Source organism: Geitlerinema sp. PCC 7407, from assembly GCF_000317045.1.
GTDB lineage: Bacteria > Cyanobacteriota > Cyanobacteriia > PCC-7407 > PCC-7407 > PCC-7407.
In genome coordinates, this window is sequence record NC_019703.1 from 3679006 (window position 1) to 3693764 (window position 14759).

The following is a 14759-nucleotide window of genomic DNA, read 5'->3' on the forward strand; positions in this document are numbered from 1 at the left end:
GATATGAAGTTTTGGACACAAAATTTTCCGAGCCTAGCCTGAAAGCCACGTAGCAGCCCACTAACAGCCTGCTGGAGGGTCTTGAGGTATCAAGTTACGCTGCTGCGCCCCACCAGTTTGGCCACCGTCGCCACCAGTTTGCGCGGCTCGATGGGCTTGGCGACGTGGAGCTGGAAGCCGGCGGCGATCGCCTGCCGCCGATCTTCTTCCCGCGCATAGGCCGTGACCGCCGCTGCCGGGATGCCGCCTCCCCGATCGGCGGGCAGGGCTCGGATGCGCCGGATCAGCGAGTAGCCGTCTTCTAAAGGCATGCCCACATCGCTGAGCAGCGCATCGGGGCGATCGCGGTGGATCAGGGCGATCGCCTCCTGGGCCGAAGCCGCCGTCAGCACAGTCGCGCCCTGCTGCTCCAGCACCGCCGCCATAAACTCTCGCGTGTCTGGCTCATCGTCCACCACTAGCACCCGCAGACCCCGGAGGGGCTGCAAGTCATCCAGCACCGCCGCCGAGCCAGCGTCTTCTTCGGGGGCAGGCTGGGAGTTCTGGAGCAGGGGCAAGCGGACCCGGAAGGTGGCCCCGCAACCGATGCCGGGGCTCTCCACCGAGATGGTGCCGCCGTGCAGCTCCACCAGATTGCGGACGATCGCTAGCCCCAACCCCAGGCCGCCCTGGGAGCGGCTCGTGGTGTCGTCCGCCTGCCGAAACCGCTCAAACACGTAGGGCAGAAAGTCCGGCGCGATGCCTTGGCCAGTGTCCATGACCGAAAACTCAGCATGACTTTCCTGGGACACGAGGACGACGGTGACCTGGCCGCCCTCCGGCGTGAACTTGACGGCATTGGACAGCAGGTTCCAGGCGACCTGCTGCAGGCGATCGAAGTCTCCCGAGACAAAGACAGAGGGCGCGATTTGGATCAGGAGCTGGAGGTGCTTGGCGCTGGCGGTGGGGCGCACCGTGTCCAGGGCCGCCTCAAGGGCACGGGCCAGGTTGGTGGGCCGCAGGTAGAGGCGCAGCTTCCCTCGGATCACGCGGGAGATGTCCAGGAGGTCCTCGATCAGCTGACTCTGGGCCTGGGCATTGCGCTCGATCACTTCGAGGGCGCGATCGACTTTTTCGGTATCGAGGCGGCGGGTGCGCAGCAGTCGCGCCCAGCCCAAAATGGCGTTGAGGGGCGATCGCAGCTCGTGGGATACGATGGCCAAAAACTCATCCTTGAGGCGGCTCGCGGCCTCGGCCTGTTGGCGGGCAGTTTGCTCGCGGGTCAGCAGGTCAGCCCGTTCGGCTTCGAGGCGCTTTTGGGCGGTGATGTCGCGGGAAACGGTGGCGATCGCCGCGGGCTGGCCGGTGTGGGGATGCTTGACCACAAAAACGTTGTAGAGCACCGGGATAGACTGGCCGGTCTGGAAATGGCGAAATTCCATTTCGCCTTGCCAGTAGCCGATGGCTTCGAGGGACGGCAGCACGGTTTCCTGGACGAGGGAGCGATCGCTCTCGGGGAAAAACGCCAGGAAATGCTGAATCTGCTCGAGGGCGCCCGGGCGATCGAGGCCCACCAGGCGCCGGCCAGCCTGATTGAGAAACAGCGGCGCGCCGTCCAAGTCCGCCAGACCAATGAAGTCAGTGCTGTTTTCCACCAGGGCCACCAGCTGCTGGTGCTGAGCCTCTGAGCGCTGGCGCTCGGTCAGATCCAGGACAAAGCAGGCGCACTCGGTGCAGGCTCGATCGAGCTGCGTCACGCCCAGCAGCACCGGCACCCGGTGGCCGTCGCGATGCAGGTACTCTTTCTCAAAGGGCGTCGCCACCCCGGTGGTCAAAATTTCGGCGATCGCCTGCTGATCCCGCGGCTGATACTCCGGCGGCGTCATCGCCTGCCAGCTCAGCTCTCCCGCCTCCAGCTCGGCCCGCGTGTAGCCCATCAGGTTCAAAAAAGCGTCGTTGGCATCCAGCAGCCGCCCGCCGATGTCCACAAACATGACGCCAATCAAGTTGGACTCGACCAGGCGTCGCAGGCGCGCCTCGCTCTGGCGCAGGGCCTCATCCGCCGCCTTGCGGGCCGTGATGTCCATGGCCACCCCCAGCATGTGGGCTGGGCGATCGGGCTCTTCTTGAAACGATCGCCCGGTCACGGCGACCCAGCGGACTTCGCCATCGGGCCACACCACGCGAAACTCTGCTTCGCAGCTCGTCCCCTGGGCGATCGCCGCTCCGATCTGCGCCTGGAGCTCGTCGGCATCCTCCGGATGCACACAGTCCTCGAAGGGGTTTTGACCCACCGTTGTCTCAGAGGCCTCCAGGCCCAGCATGGCTTTGCAGCGGCGAGACCACTGGACCCGGCCATCTGCGCCGCTATAGTACCAGGTCCCCAGATTCGCCACCTCCAGAGCCAGGCGCAGCCGCGCTTCGCTCTCTTGGAGCGACAGCTGCGCCCGCTTGAGGTCCGTCACGTCCTGGGTCATCACTAGCCCCGCTAGGATCTCGCCCTCCTCATTGCGCACCGGCATCGAGTGGACATGGTAGACGTGTTCCCGGAACATCATTTCGGTGACGACGCTTTGGCCAGCCAGGGTCTGGCGGTAGAAAGGCTCGATCACAGCGCAGACATCCGGCGGCAAAGCGTCCCAGATCGTCCGCCCTTCGAGGGCCTCGGGCACCAGGTTCACCGCCACCAAGCCCGCGCCTTCCACCAGGGTATAGCGCAGGTCCTGATCAAATAAGAAAACGGCACCGTTGGGCAAATTCTTGAGCACCGTTCGCGAAAGGGCCTCGCTGCGGCGGAGGGCGGCTTCGGTCTCGCGCATGCTCGTAATATCGCGGGCAATGCTCAGCACCGAGACAATGGCCCCTGCCTGACTAAACTCCGGCACCAAGCGCGCCTGAAAATAGCGCAGGGCGCCGTCTGGGCCAACGGCTGAGAATTCGCGAGTTTGCTCCTGGCCCGTGGTGAAGATGCTGTCTAGCAGGGTTTGCCAGGTTGAAAAATCTTCTGTCGGGCCGAGCAGCTCAGCGCGCGATCGCCCAATCACGTCTTCGGGGGTCCAGGACGTCACGCGGGCGATCGCCGGATTGACATACTGATAGCGCCCCTCCCGATCAATGCGGGCCACCACGTCCGGCGACTGCTCCACCAGCGCCTTAAACTCTTGCTGGCGGCGATACAGCTCTAGTTCTGAGCGTTTGCGCGCCGTGATATCCCGCCACGTGGCCACAAAGCCATCCCACAGCTTGGCAATGCGGATATCCAGCGCCCGCACGATCGGCAGCGCATCGGGAGAGGTCCCCGACACCACAATTTCTCGGCTCACCGGATCGCCGGTTTCGACGACCTGGGTGCACGCTTGGCGCAGCTCGTCCGCCGGGTAGTCCGCCAGCGCCGCCAAAAAGTCTTGGCCGAGCCACAGGTTTGGCCCCAGGGCTTGGCTGGCAGCGTCATTGAGATAGGCGATCTGGAAGTACTGAATTCGCTGCTGGTCGTCGCGCTGGGTGACGCAGATGGCAAAGCAGTCGGGCAAATTTTCCATCGATGCCCGAAAGCGCTCTTCGCTGAGCTGCAGCGCCTGATTGACCTGGGCCAGGCGGGTGTTGGCCTGGGCGAGGGATCTGTTGAGCTGCAAGAGGTCCGTCTGGGCGAGGCCAGGGGCGTCGCTCCCCGGCGATCGCCGGGGAGCGATCGCCATGGCGAGCAGCAGAGCGACGCTGCCCTGGCAAAACAGGCTCAAGCGGTGCCCATACAAAACCCCTGCGTCCACCGGGAAGGTCAGGGCCAAGAAATTGGGCGGGTAAAACAGCAGGTAGCTAAACAGGGACACCGCAATTGAGAAGCTAACCAGCGCCGCCGTGCCCACTAGTCCCAGGCGCACCGCCGCCCAAACCAGAGGGAAGAAGATCAGCAGCAATCCTTGGTAAAACAGCGGTCCGGCGATCGCCGCTCGGCCCACCGTCAAAACGCACAGGAGCGCCACGACTCCAAACAAAATCAGGATCTCAGTGGAGGCCGCAGCGGGCTTGGGCCACAGCTCCACAGGGCCTGCCGCGCGGGGCAGCCAGCGCTGCCGCCGTAGCCAGGGCGTCAGGCTCCACAGGGCGATCGGGGCGATCGCCAAGATGCCCAGGGCATTACTCAGCCAGCTGTGGAGCACGCTCGGCCCCAGACTCAGCAGCGAAATCCGGCCCGTCAGCACCAGCAAGCCATTGATCACCGCCGCGCTCGCTAGGCCCGCCACCAGCGGCCCGCTCACCCAAAAAGCCACCCAATTGGGCACCCCAGCCAGGGAAATAGGGCCACGCCACAGCCGTCGGTAGAGCAGCCAAACCGTCAGCGGCTCTAGGCTGTCGAGAATGCCAAGGCCGCGCGACCAGCCCTCCCCGCCCCACCAGGGCGCCATGAGCACCGCCGCCAGCATGGTCAGCAGCACCTCCATCGGCCCAAACCACAGCGTCAGGGCGATCGCCACGCCCGCCGTCGGATGCCACAGCGCCACCTCCGGCTCGGTCTGGTGCAGCAGCGTCAGGCCGTGGGCGCCCAGCAGCACCAGCAAACTGGCGATCGCCACCAGCCATCCTCGTCGGGACGGGAGCAGCTTCAGACTCCAGCTAGGCGGCAACACAAACACAGGCCCATCGCACCATCAACAAAAACTCATCATCCCCAAGCCCCTCTTTGATCTGAGCAAGCTGTCCTTTTGGGAATCGCAATATCCCTCGCACTATACTTCAAGGCCGCGATCGCTGCCTCTCTCTGGAGGCACCTTTCTTGCAAACTTTGGATCCGTAAAAGCACGGATTTGCGCGATCGCGTTTTAGCAATGGGTGATACCGCTAGAAGCACCGGCCAGGGATTGGGTCACTCCACGTCCCTTTTCCCTTCCAAAAGCGATCGCGCCTTTGCGCAGCCGGAGAGGACACCCCACGGAGTACACTCAAAAAGAGATGGTTCGAAAAACTTAACAACCGAGTCCAGACCATGAGCCCTGTCACGTCCGCCGTTTCCCAGCCTTCCCCCCTTCCCCAAAGCATCCCCGACACCCAGTGGGATGTGATTGTCATTGGCTCTGGGATTGGCGGCCTGGTGACCGCGACTCAGCTCGCGGCCAAAGGGGCCAAGGTCTTGGTGCTGGAGCGCTACCTGATTCCGGGCGGCAGCGCGGGCTACTTCGAGCGCAACGGCTATCGCTTCGACGTGGGCGCCTCGATGATTTTTGGCTTTGGCGATCGCGGCACCACCAATCTCCTCACCCGCGCCCTAGACGCCGTCGGCGTCCAGATAGAGACGATTCCGGATCCGGTGCAAATTCACTATCACCTGCCCAAGGATTTGCAGCTGCGGGTCCATCGGGACTACGAGCAGTTTATCCAGGAGCTGAGCGATCGCTTTCCCCACGAGAAAGAGGGCATTCGCAAGTTCTATGACGAGTGCTGGCGCGTGTTCAACTGCCTCAACGCCATGGACCTGCTCTCCCTCGAAGAGCCCCGCTACCTGACCCGCGTCTTTTTTCAGCATCCCCTGGCCTGCTTGGGCCTCGTGAAGTACCTGCCCCAGAACGTCGGGGACATCGCCCGCCGCCATATCCAGGATCCAGATCTGCTGCGGTTCATCGACATCGAATGCTACTGCTGGTCCGTGGTGCCCGCCGAGTGTACGCCCATGATCAACGCTGGCATGGTCTTCTCCGATCGCCACTACGGCGGCATCAACTACCCGAAGGGGGGCGTCGGCCAGATCGGCCAAAAGCTGGCGGAGGGCCTCGTCAATGCGGGCGGCCACATCCAGTATCGGGCTCGGGTGACGCGCATCCTGATGGAGGGCGATCGCGCCGTTGGGGTAGAGCTCGCCACCGGCCAAACCCTCCGGGCTCGCCGCATCGTCTCCAACGCGACCCGCTGGGACACCTTCGGCAAGCTCCTGCCGCCCGAGAAGACCCCCGCCAGTGAGCAAAAGTGGCGGCAGCGCTATCGCCCGTCGCCCAGCTTCTTGAGCCTCCACCTCGGGGTCAAAGCCGACTTGCTGCCTGCCGATGCCGACTGCCACCACATCGTGGTGGACGACTGGAGCGCCATGGAGGAGAGCGGCGGCACTATTTTCGTGTCCATTCCGACCCTGCTTGACCCGTCCCTGGCCCCGCGCGATCGCCACATTATTCATACCTTCACCCCCAGCTGGCTCAGCGAGTGGCAGGGCCTCACCCAGCGCCAGTACGAGGCCAAAAAGCAAGCCGAAGCCGCCAAGCTGATCGATCGCCTAGAGCGTATCTTCCCCGGTCTCCGCGCCGCCATCGACTACCAAGAAATCGGCACCCCCCGCACCCATCGCCGCTTCCTCGGTCGCCAAGACGGCACCTACGGCCCCATCCCCCGCCGCAAGCTCCTAGGACTGCTCGGCATGCCCTTCAACCGCACTGCCGTGCCGGGTCTCTACTGCGTCGGCGACAGCACCTTTCCCGGCCAGGGCCTCAACGCCGTTGCCTTTTCTGGCTTTGCCTGCGCCCACCGAATCGCTGTCGACCTGGGCTTCTGAGCCTCCCAGCTCTAGGGCTCTGGGACAGAAAATTGCGCTCGTTGGCAAGCAGCACCTCTGGGGTACTGCTTCAGGAAATCTGCTGTCTAGGGCGAGAAGCTGGGCAGGGCTTTTTGCAGGCGCTTGAGATTGGTCGATCGCCCCATCAGGGTGATCGCGTTTCCCTCTAGACGAACGTAAATCTTGCCCGAAAACAGCCCCCGCACCTGCGATCGCCCATAGACTCGATAGTCCTCGATCTCCCCCTGGGCCTCATACCCCAGGGTCGTCAGCGCCGTCTCCATCTCCCGCAAAAACTGCTTTTGATTTTTGAAGGTGCCCGAAATCGACTGGCTGCGGTTGAAATAGCCCCCCAGGGCACCCCCCGCCAAACCCAGGATCAAGCCCAGTTGGTAAGGCAGCGCGCTCCCAAACTCCGTTCCCAGCACCTGAGTCGCCATCAGCACCCCAATGATCGTGGTGCTCGCGAAATAGTAGGCAAATGTGATCCAGAAGCCAGGGCCAGAAATCATAGGTGTAGTGAAATAAAAAGGGCGTTACTTCTTCCAGGGAAGCTTAGTTCCCATCTCCGTCAGGGCAGACCAGCACAGGTACACGATCAACAGGCCCACGCCCAGCAAAAACATTTGGAAATCGTGATCCATCGTTGCCCTAGGCCTCACAACCCGCTTGGAACACCTCGCGCTCTGGATAGAGCGCGGCAGATTTCGGACTCAGCCGACAAATTTGCGGCATATCCAGAGACTCTGCCCTCAATTTATACCTTGGGAGAGACTCAAAAGCCTAGTGGGACCCCGACTTTTGATATAAAATCCTATCATTAGTTAAGCTGGGCCCACGAGCGCCCGTTAACTCGGCGAAGCAGGTGAATTCACCGCGATTTTGGGCTTTGACGCAGTAACAAGAGGATCAAGAACACAATGTCTTACGAATTTCCCAACCTGCCCTACGCACAGGACGCCCTCGAACCCCACATCTCGGCTAACACCCTGAGCTTCCACCATGGCAAGCACCATGCCAAGTATGTGAGCACCTACAACGAGATGGTGCAAGGGACAGAGAACGAGAGCAAGTCCATCGAAGAAGTCATCAAGGCTTCCTACGACCCGTCCGCCAAGGCCCAAAGCGGTCTCTTCAACAACGCCGCTCAGTCCTGGAACCACACCTTCTACTGGTACTGCATGAAGCCCGGTGGCGGCGGTGAGCCCACGGGCGAGCTGGCTGAGAAGATCAAGGCTGACTTTGGCAGCTTCGAGAAGTTCAAGGAAGAGTTTAAGGCTGCGGGCGGCTCTCAGTTCGGCAGCGGCTGGGCGTGGCTGGTGCTCGACAATGGCACCTTGAAAGTGACCAAGACCCCCGACGCCGTGAACCCCATCGCCCAGGGCCAAACGCCTCTGCTGACCATGGATGTGTGGGAGCACGCTTACTACCTGGACTACCAGAACCTGCGCCCCAGCTACGCCAACACCTTCCTCGACAGCTTGGTGAACTGGGACTTCGTGGCCGAGCAGTACGCAAAGGCTAAGTAGGTTTTTGAAGCTCCAAATTTCGGCGGTTAGTTAGCTATGCGCTGAATTTTGTAAGGCCACGTCGAAGGACGTGGCCTTTAACTTTTAAAGATTGTTAAGATTTATTCAATCGCGCTCAGGAGAGCCTCCCCATGAATAGTGATGAGCTGGCGCAATACATTGAGGCGACGGATGCCATTTCCAAGCCTTGGCTGCTGGTGCAGTTGCGGCTCAAAAAGCTGAATGAGCAGCGGGCGTCGATGGAGCCAGAGGAGTACGCGCGCCAGCTGGCGGATGTCCACCAAGACCTGATGAATCTGGGAGAGTGGTGGGTCGGCCGGGAAGATGAGGTTTTTGGGTGAGGCGATCGCGCCACAAAAAACCCCGCCAATGGCGGGGTATCAGGATTCCAAGGAGTTCAAAGTTTTTGTCTGGGGTGCGGGCGATCGCCTAGCTGCCCTGCACCGCGACGTATAGGTAGTAGGTTGCCATGGGGATCACGGTCGCTGCAATCAGCAGGCCGATCACCCACACCATCGAGACGCCCTTTTGCTCTTCAGTTTCTTCGGCACTCGCAAAGGTCCCTTCTACCTGAACGGTGTTTTGGACCACCGGAGGACCCGGATCGGGGTTGCCCGAGAGGACTGCTACTAAGCGATCTTTGACGTCGATCAGGGCTTGGTTGTAGCGATCGCCTTGGCGCAGGGGCGCTTGCAGGGTTTCGCCGACCACGCTCTCAGCGATGTCTGCGGTCAGCAGCGCCTGGGCTTCGCTGCCGACATGAATCCCGGCGTTGTTGGTCACTTCATCCAGGACGATGACCGTTTGGTTGGCCTGGGCCTGGGCGTCGGGAAACCACTTTTCAAAAAGCTTGTCTGCGAAGCTCTGGGCTGTTTCGCCATAGTCGAGGCGGTGGAGCGTCACGAAGCGCACTTCGTTGCCGGTTGCTTTCGCAAGTTTGTCGAGTTCGCTGCTGAGGCTGTTTTCGTTGACGCGGCTGACGATCTCGGCCTGATCCACAATCCAGGGCGCATTTTTGGCAGGCAGCGGCGGAATTTGGTAAACGCCGGTTGCGTGGGCTGGCGCAGCAAAGAGCTGACTGGTGAGAACGATGGCGGCGATCGCTAACCAGCATCGCTGGAGCGCGCGGCTCCAGGCAAACCGGGAGGAGAGGAGCTGCTTCATGATTTATGAGTGATGTATGAAGAACGGTGATCTTTCCAAAATACTATACGGTCGATTCTTCGCGCGATCGCCCAGTCGCGCCCTTGACTGATTTCTAGGCTTTTCGAGGACAGGAGCATTTTCTTACAGAGTCTTTATATTTTGAGTCTAGAAATATCCGGTTTTCGAGGCCTATCCTCGAAAAAGTACTCAGTTTTTTACAGCGATCGCGATATCTATACAGATTTACTTCACAAATTCAGGCCTTTTTCGCCTAATTGAGCGGATTTCAAGTTGTTCACGCTGTAGTTAGAAAAGCTGAGATTGCAATTTGTCGCAATGAACTCAGTGGAAGCACGGGCTTACTCATAAAGCATTCAGCAGGCTTCCGTACATACCACAAATCTGGTAGCGAATTGGAATTTCAGTGGATATACTGTAGGAAACCAGATTTCGCCCTGGGAACACAGCCGTGTTAGTCAAGCTAGCTAGTATTGCAACCTTTTTAGTAGGAACGCCAGCGCTTTCCCTGGGTGCGATGGAAATACAGGCGCGATTCGTTCCTATTCACGGTTTTTCTGAGGCTTCAGCCCTCATAGCGGAGTATACTCCTCCCGTGGAGGGAGGACCGGCCACCAGTGACAGTGGCGGCACTCGCTTCAAGACAGTTCCTCTATTAGAGGCGGCGTGAGGGCCATCCCGAAAGCTTTAGCGTTTCTGTCAAGCGCTTGAGAGGCTGACAGAGGGGTTAGTTTCAGACGAAGATTTTGGATTATTTCAGGACTCATTTGCTCTAGATCCAGGTGAATAATCGCTGGTTCTAGAGCTTTTTGCTGACTTCAAAGCGTGCAGGACGCCATCACGGTGCAGAGGCGATCGCGCTTTTTTGCCATTGATTGCCTTGGACCAGGGTATGCGCCTGCCAGGATTCTTGGGGCGTCGGATAGTCTAGGCGGAAATGGCCGCCTCGGCTCTCGGTTCTAAAGTGAGCGCTCTTCAGAATCAGGCAACCAATTGTCAGTAAATTGATCGTCTCTCCCCAAACCCGCAGCGAAGGCCCCGCTTCGGGGAAAGAAACCTTGACCGTTTGGGCGGGTGATAGGTGCTGTATTGCCTGGGTAATGGGCAGTTTGGCGATCGCCCTTTGCCAGTGCTCGACCTGGGCGATCGCCTCCGCTAGGGCTTCCGCCTCGCGACAAATGCCCGCCCGGTCCCACATCAAGCGAGGCAGCTTTTCGCGCACTTCTTGAATCTGGTCACTCTGGGCCTGCCAGTCATCCCAGGCCGCTGGGTCTAGGACCGTTGGGAGCTCAGGGGCGATCGCCTGTTTGGGCACCGCCTCCAGCTGGGCCAGCTGCGTCCCAAACACAAGACACTCCAGCAGAGAATTGCTCGCCAGACGGTTGGCACCATGCACCCCCGTACTAGCCGTCTCCCCCACCGCGTACAGCCCTGGAATCGAGCTGCGACTCGCCAGATCCGTCACCACCCCGCCCATCCAGTAGTGGGCCGCTGGCGCCACCGGAATCGGCTCCCGCAAAGGATCTACTCCCCACTGGCGACACACCTGAAGAATATTGGGGAAGCGGCGACAGATGGTCTCTTCGGGGATCGCCTGGAGATCGAGCCAGACCGTCGCCGTCGCAGGGTCCGCAGCAGTCCGCTGCAAATGGCGAAAAATCGCCCGGCTCACCACGTCCCGGGGGGCCAATTCTCCCGCCGGATCGTAGTCGAAGGCAAACCGATGGCCCTGGTGATCGATCAGGTGGGCGCCCTCACCCCGCACCGCCTCACTGATCAAAAAGTGCGGAGCGCCTGGCTTGGTCAGGGACGTGGGGTGAAACTGCATAAACTCAAGGTCGCGCAGGAGCGCTCCTGCCCGCCAGGCAATGGCCACGCCATCGCCGGTGCTAATGGCCGGGTTGGTTGTCTGGGCGTAGACTTGGCCGCCGCCGCCTGTCGACAAAATCACCGCCCCCGCCGGCAGCCAGTGAATGGCGCCCCCATAAAACAGCACAATGCCCTGGCAGCGCGATCGCGTCGGGTCGAGCCACAGGTCCAGCACAAAGGCCTGGGACAGCACCACAATGTTGTCGCGCTCGAGGACCCGCTCCGCCAGAATGCTGACCACCGCTCGGCCCGTGGTGTCCGCCGCGTGGAGTACCCGCCGCCGGGAGTGCGCCGCCTCCAAAGTCAGCGACAGCGACGATCCATGGCGATCGAACGCAACCCCGAGGGCCTGCAAATTTTCGATACAGCTTGGCGCCTGAGTCGCCAAAAACTCCACCGCCGCGCGATCGCACAGCCCCGCCCCCGCTCGCAGCGTATCCTCCACGTGGAGCATCGGCGAATCCTGGGGGTCCATCGCCGCCGCAATTCCTCCCTGGGCCCAGTCACTCGCTGACAGCGACACCTGATCTTTGGTGATCAGGCACACCTGCAGATGGGCCGGCAAGCAGAGGGCTGCGTACAGTCCCGCCGCACCGGAGCCAACAACAACAACATCAAACCGATTGAGAGTAGCGGGGTCCGAAAGATTCAGGGCAGGCGCTTGCAACGGTGAGTCCTAATAAGCGATAAAAAAACTGCTCTTCATACAGCAGGTCGTTCATCAGCGAACTGAGAACTAAACTTACTGTACAAAGAGCTTTCGTGATCCGACAGATTTGAATGGTTTAAGTTTGGACTGCTTGTGGTGATGAAGCCTGAGCTTTACCAAACGCCAAATTCAAGTTTCGATTGTCGGTGGTTGTTTACTTGTAGTTGCCGTTGTTGAAGCGATCGCCACCTTCGTTGAACGCGTTTTCCGGCGTCGTCACCGCAAAATTATCCAAGTTGGCTTTCAGGACTTCCTTTTGACGATCCGTCAAACCTTCAATCTCAAAAATGTCCTCTACGCTTTCGTAGGGAGCATTCGTAATCAGAATCCGAGCCAGGGTCGGATAGAGACCCCGATAATCGCGGAAAGCCTGAATGTTGGAGTTGTTGAGATCAATTTTTTGACCAAAGGCTGTTTGCAGCTTGTCATCCACCGTATTTCGGCGGCTGGCCTCTGCGGCCATCAGGACCGGCATCGGACGCAGCACCGAGCCGCTTAGCGTTGCTGCCATGGCTTGTTGAGCGTTGCCCAGCCATCCCCAGCATCCAACGACCAACGCTACGATCGTCAGCACGGGAACCAGACGTTTCATCGTATGCATACCTCCCACTCAGGCAAAATGAATTCCTGTATACACAGCATTAAGTGCAGCGGCACAAACTACCTGGCTCCGTTGGAGAGCAATCTCCGGCGAACGCAAGGCAGCGACAGCTAGAGGCCTGTACAAGCACCGCAAACTGGCTACAGTCTAGGGTAGCTCACAGACGTACTCTGGGAAAGCATCCAGCTGAATCGGCCTCAGAAGAGAATTCTAGCGGCGCTCGGGATTGGGTTCTGGGGGCAGGGCTGCCAAAAATTTGCCCAGGGCTTCAAAGGAGCAGGCATAGGTCAGGGTGGGTTTGTCGTAGCCCTTGAGATCGACGCGGTACTCTTTGAAAACGGTTTGGTCAGGCCCCATGAGCTTGGCGGCGTACTCGTAGGTGGTCTCGCCGATGGCGACGTCTAGCTGGATTTCTTTGGTGGCGGACTCTAGGCGAAAGGCGGCGTTGACGGTGTCTCCGAGAGCCGTGTAGTCGGGGCGATCGCCGCTGCCCGTGTTGCCAACCATCGCAAAACCCGTGTTGATCCCTGCCCCGATACGCAGCGGAAAGGGCAAGGGGTACTGATTTGCCAGCTCTGTGGTGATGTCGTGGAGCGCCTTGAGGGCGCGAAAAATTCGCAGCGCTTCTCCCTGGTTGACGCCCTGGGCTCCATGGATCCACACAGCCATCACCGCGTCGCCGATGTACTTGTCAACCCAGCTACCGTGGTCTCGAATGATATTGCCGGCATGGCGAAACCAGGTGCCAATCAGCTCCGAAAGGACCTTTTCGTCCATCTGCCGCGTGAGCACCGTGAAGTTGCGAATGTCAATAACGAGCACCGAGATCAGGCGGCGAACATGGAGCGTTGCCGTAGCGGTGAACTCCTGGGAGTCCGAGTCCATGCCCGGATCGGTGTCGTGGAGATTGGGGACCGGGCAGTAAAAGTCAAGCTCGGTCTGGCCAAAGGTCAAGTGATCCCCATTTTGTAGCGTGACAGGGATGCTAACCCGGCGACCGTTGATGAAGGAACCGTTGCGGCTGCCGAGGTCGATCAAATAAAACTCTCCGGTTTCCATGCACTGCAGCATCGCATGGTTGCGCGAAATCCACCGATCTGGCAAGACAACGTTGTTATCTTCACTACGCCCAATCGTCCAACAGTTACTGCCGGCTAGAGGCACATAGCGATCGCCAGATGCAGTGCGCAGAATTAAATGCGGAGTGGGTTGAAAAGTCACTACAGCGGCAGAAACGACGGGAATATTTTTCTATGATGCATCCTGACACATCTACACAAAGGTAGTGTTAAGTTTTCCGGAATCTGCTGATAAATCTTCTTTTTCAGAAGAAATTTTTAGCCACGATCGCCGGTGGAAGCGTCAGGATATCATGGGCCGCCGAGCAGAGCTTTGGGCACCAGCACTAGGCGGAGGAGGCAACCAGCCAAAATAAACCATCCACCAGGATGGTACCCAAAATTGTGCCGCTGAATACCAGCCAGTGGGGCTGGTCTGACTTGAGGGGAACCAAACCCAAAATGAGTAACAAAGATGCCAAGGCCAAAGCCCAGCCAGCCCCCCAAGGGGTTCTCATGTGGGCGATCGCGTCTTGAAACACCGAAATCGCCAGCTCCGGCTCCACGTGCATGAGGCGACGCCAATGGGGCAGCAGATGGGTGACGTAGAAATAGGAATCGGTGATAGCGGTGCCCAGCAAAGACCCCAAGTAGAAACAGTTTCCTACAAGCCCTCGCCCGCGAAACAGTCCCCAGAGGGCCAGGGGCAAAATGAGCGCCTCGACCGGCAAGTGCAAAAGCGGCTCCCAGCGCAGCCAGCCCCAGTAGAGTGACCCCGTCAGCCAGCTCCAGGTGAAGCCCAGCAGCAGATCGCCCCAGAAACGGCTGTGGGTCCGAGACATCAAAACGAGGCCTAGCCCCAGCCAGCCCACGGTGACTGCCAGACTCAGCCAAGGCAGCAAACGAACCAAAGGCGCCTGCACAAAGACCGGCACTGAAACCAAAAAGATCGCAGCGATAACCGGGACGCTGCGCTGTCGCACCCCTGTCCACCACCGGGAAACCGTGGTGAGAGCGGCGGGGGGCGAGTTGCTAGACGGTGAGTAGAACGTCAAAGTACGGTTAACAATTATTTACTTATTTTTCATCAAGATAACATAGCCTTATCCCCCCTGGGGGGATGAGCTTATTGTAGCGATTTTTCTTCTAGACGCCGACTGTTTTGGGAAAGAAGGACCAAAGTCGAGGACAACGGCGGCAGGCTTTCAGGTTGTGATCGGGTTAAGGAAAATTGTTACAAGACCGATTACTGTATAGCAGAGACAGTTTTGTGGCTTTCCGCCGGTTTTTCTAAGGGGTTTCAGGTTTTCACGTTTGT

General features: G+C 59.6%; 10 protein-coding genes. 3 read left to right on the forward strand and 7 right to left on the reverse strand.

Features of this window, described 5'->3' with window-relative positions; genetic code table 11:
• Positions 1–89: 89 nt before the first annotated feature.
• Positions 90–4610: a PAS domain S-box protein gene (locus GEI7407_RS19695; protein ID WP_071880850.1), complete on the reverse strand. Its 4521-nt coding sequence runs from the start codon at positions 4608–4610 to the stop codon at positions 90–92.
• Positions 4611–4960: 350 nt separating this feature from the next.
• Between GEI7407_RS19695 and crtH the strand changes: the two genes are divergently transcribed.
• Entirely contained in the window at positions 4961–6511 is a 1551-nt protein-coding gene (crtH, locus tag GEI7407_RS14870; RefSeq protein WP_015173022.1) for a carotenoid isomerase, read from the forward strand.
• Between the two features lie 86 nt (positions 6512–6597).
• On the opposite strand, the gene GEI7407_RS14875 is transcribed toward crtH, so the two are convergent.
• Positions 6598–7023 carry a hypothetical protein gene (locus tag GEI7407_RS14875; protein ID WP_015173023.1) on the reverse strand — a complete coding sequence of 142 codons (426 nt, stop codon included), beginning with the start codon at positions 7021–7023 and terminating at the stop codon, positions 6598–6600.
• A 408-nt stretch (positions 7024–7431) separates the two neighbouring features.
• Between GEI7407_RS14875 and GEI7407_RS14880 the strand changes: the two genes are divergently transcribed.
• Both GEI7407_RS14880 and GEI7407_RS14885 read left to right on the forward strand, forming a co-directional pair.
• A complete protein-coding gene (locus tag GEI7407_RS14880) occupies positions 7432–8040 on the forward strand; it encodes a superoxide dismutase (RefSeq protein ID WP_015173025.1) in 609 nt (202 codons plus the stop codon).
• A 131-nt stretch (positions 8041–8171) separates the two neighbouring features.
• Positions 8172–8381: a hypothetical protein gene (locus tag GEI7407_RS14885; protein WP_015173026.1), complete on the forward strand. Its 210-nt coding sequence runs from the start codon at positions 8172–8174 to the stop codon at positions 8379–8381.
• 88 nt (positions 8382–8469) lie between these two features.
• On the opposite strand, the gene psb32 is transcribed toward GEI7407_RS14885, so the two are convergent.
• The 5 genes from psb32 to GEI7407_RS14910 form a co-directional block, all read right to left on the reverse strand.
• Positions 8470–9204, reverse strand: coding sequence for a photosystem II repair protein Psb32 (gene psb32, locus GEI7407_RS14890; protein ID WP_015173027.1), 735 nt, complete (start codon positions 9202–9204; stop codon positions 8470–8472).
• Positions 9205–10042: 838 nt separating this feature from the next.
• A complete protein-coding gene (gene nadB, locus GEI7407_RS14895) occupies positions 10043–11740 on the reverse strand; it encodes an L-aspartate oxidase (protein ID WP_015173028.1) in 1698 nt (565 codons plus the stop codon).
• A gap of 196 nt (positions 11741–11936) precedes the next feature.
• Positions 11937–12374 carry a photosystem II complex extrinsic protein PsbU gene (gene psbU, locus GEI7407_RS14900; protein WP_015173029.1) on the reverse strand — a complete coding sequence of 146 codons (438 nt, stop codon included), beginning with the start codon at positions 12372–12374 and terminating at the stop codon, positions 11937–11939.
• 219 nt (positions 12375–12593) lie between these two features.
• Positions 12594–13604, reverse strand: a complete 1011-nt coding sequence (locus GEI7407_RS14905; RefSeq protein ID WP_015173030.1) for an adenylate/guanylate cyclase domain-containing protein — start codon at positions 13602–13604, stop codon at positions 12594–12596.
• Between the two features lie 184 nt (positions 13605–13788).
• Positions 13789–14511 carry a DUF3120 domain-containing protein gene (locus GEI7407_RS14910; protein WP_071880852.1) on the reverse strand — a complete coding sequence of 241 codons (723 nt, stop codon included), beginning with the start codon at positions 14509–14511 and terminating at the stop codon, positions 13789–13791.
• Positions 14512–14759 lie beyond the last annotated feature (248 nt).

Bases quoted from the DNA above. Each gene is read 5' to 3' on its own strand.
- GEI7407_RS14880 (WP_015173025.1), top strand. From the start codon at position 7,432: ATGTCTTACGAATTTCCCAACCTGCCCTACGCACAGGACGCCCTCGAA.
- crtH (WP_015173022.1), top strand. From the start codon at position 4,961: ATGAGCCCTGTCACGTCCGCCGTTTCCCAGCCTTCCCCCCTTCCCCAA.
- psb32 (WP_015173027.1), bottom strand. From the start codon at position 9,204: ATGAAGCAGCTCCTCTCCTCCCGGTTTGCCTGGAGCCGCGCGCTCCAG.
- psbU (WP_015173029.1), bottom strand. From the start codon at position 12,374: ATGAAACGTCTGGTTCCCGTGCTGACGATCGTAGCGTTGGTCGTTGGA.
- GEI7407_RS14875 (WP_015173023.1), bottom strand. From the start codon at position 7,023: ATGATTTCTGGCCCTGGCTTCTGGATCACATTTGCCTACTATTTCGCG.
- GEI7407_RS14885 (WP_015173026.1), top strand. From the start codon at position 8,172: ATGAATAGTGATGAGCTGGCGCAATACATTGAGGCGACGGATGCCATT.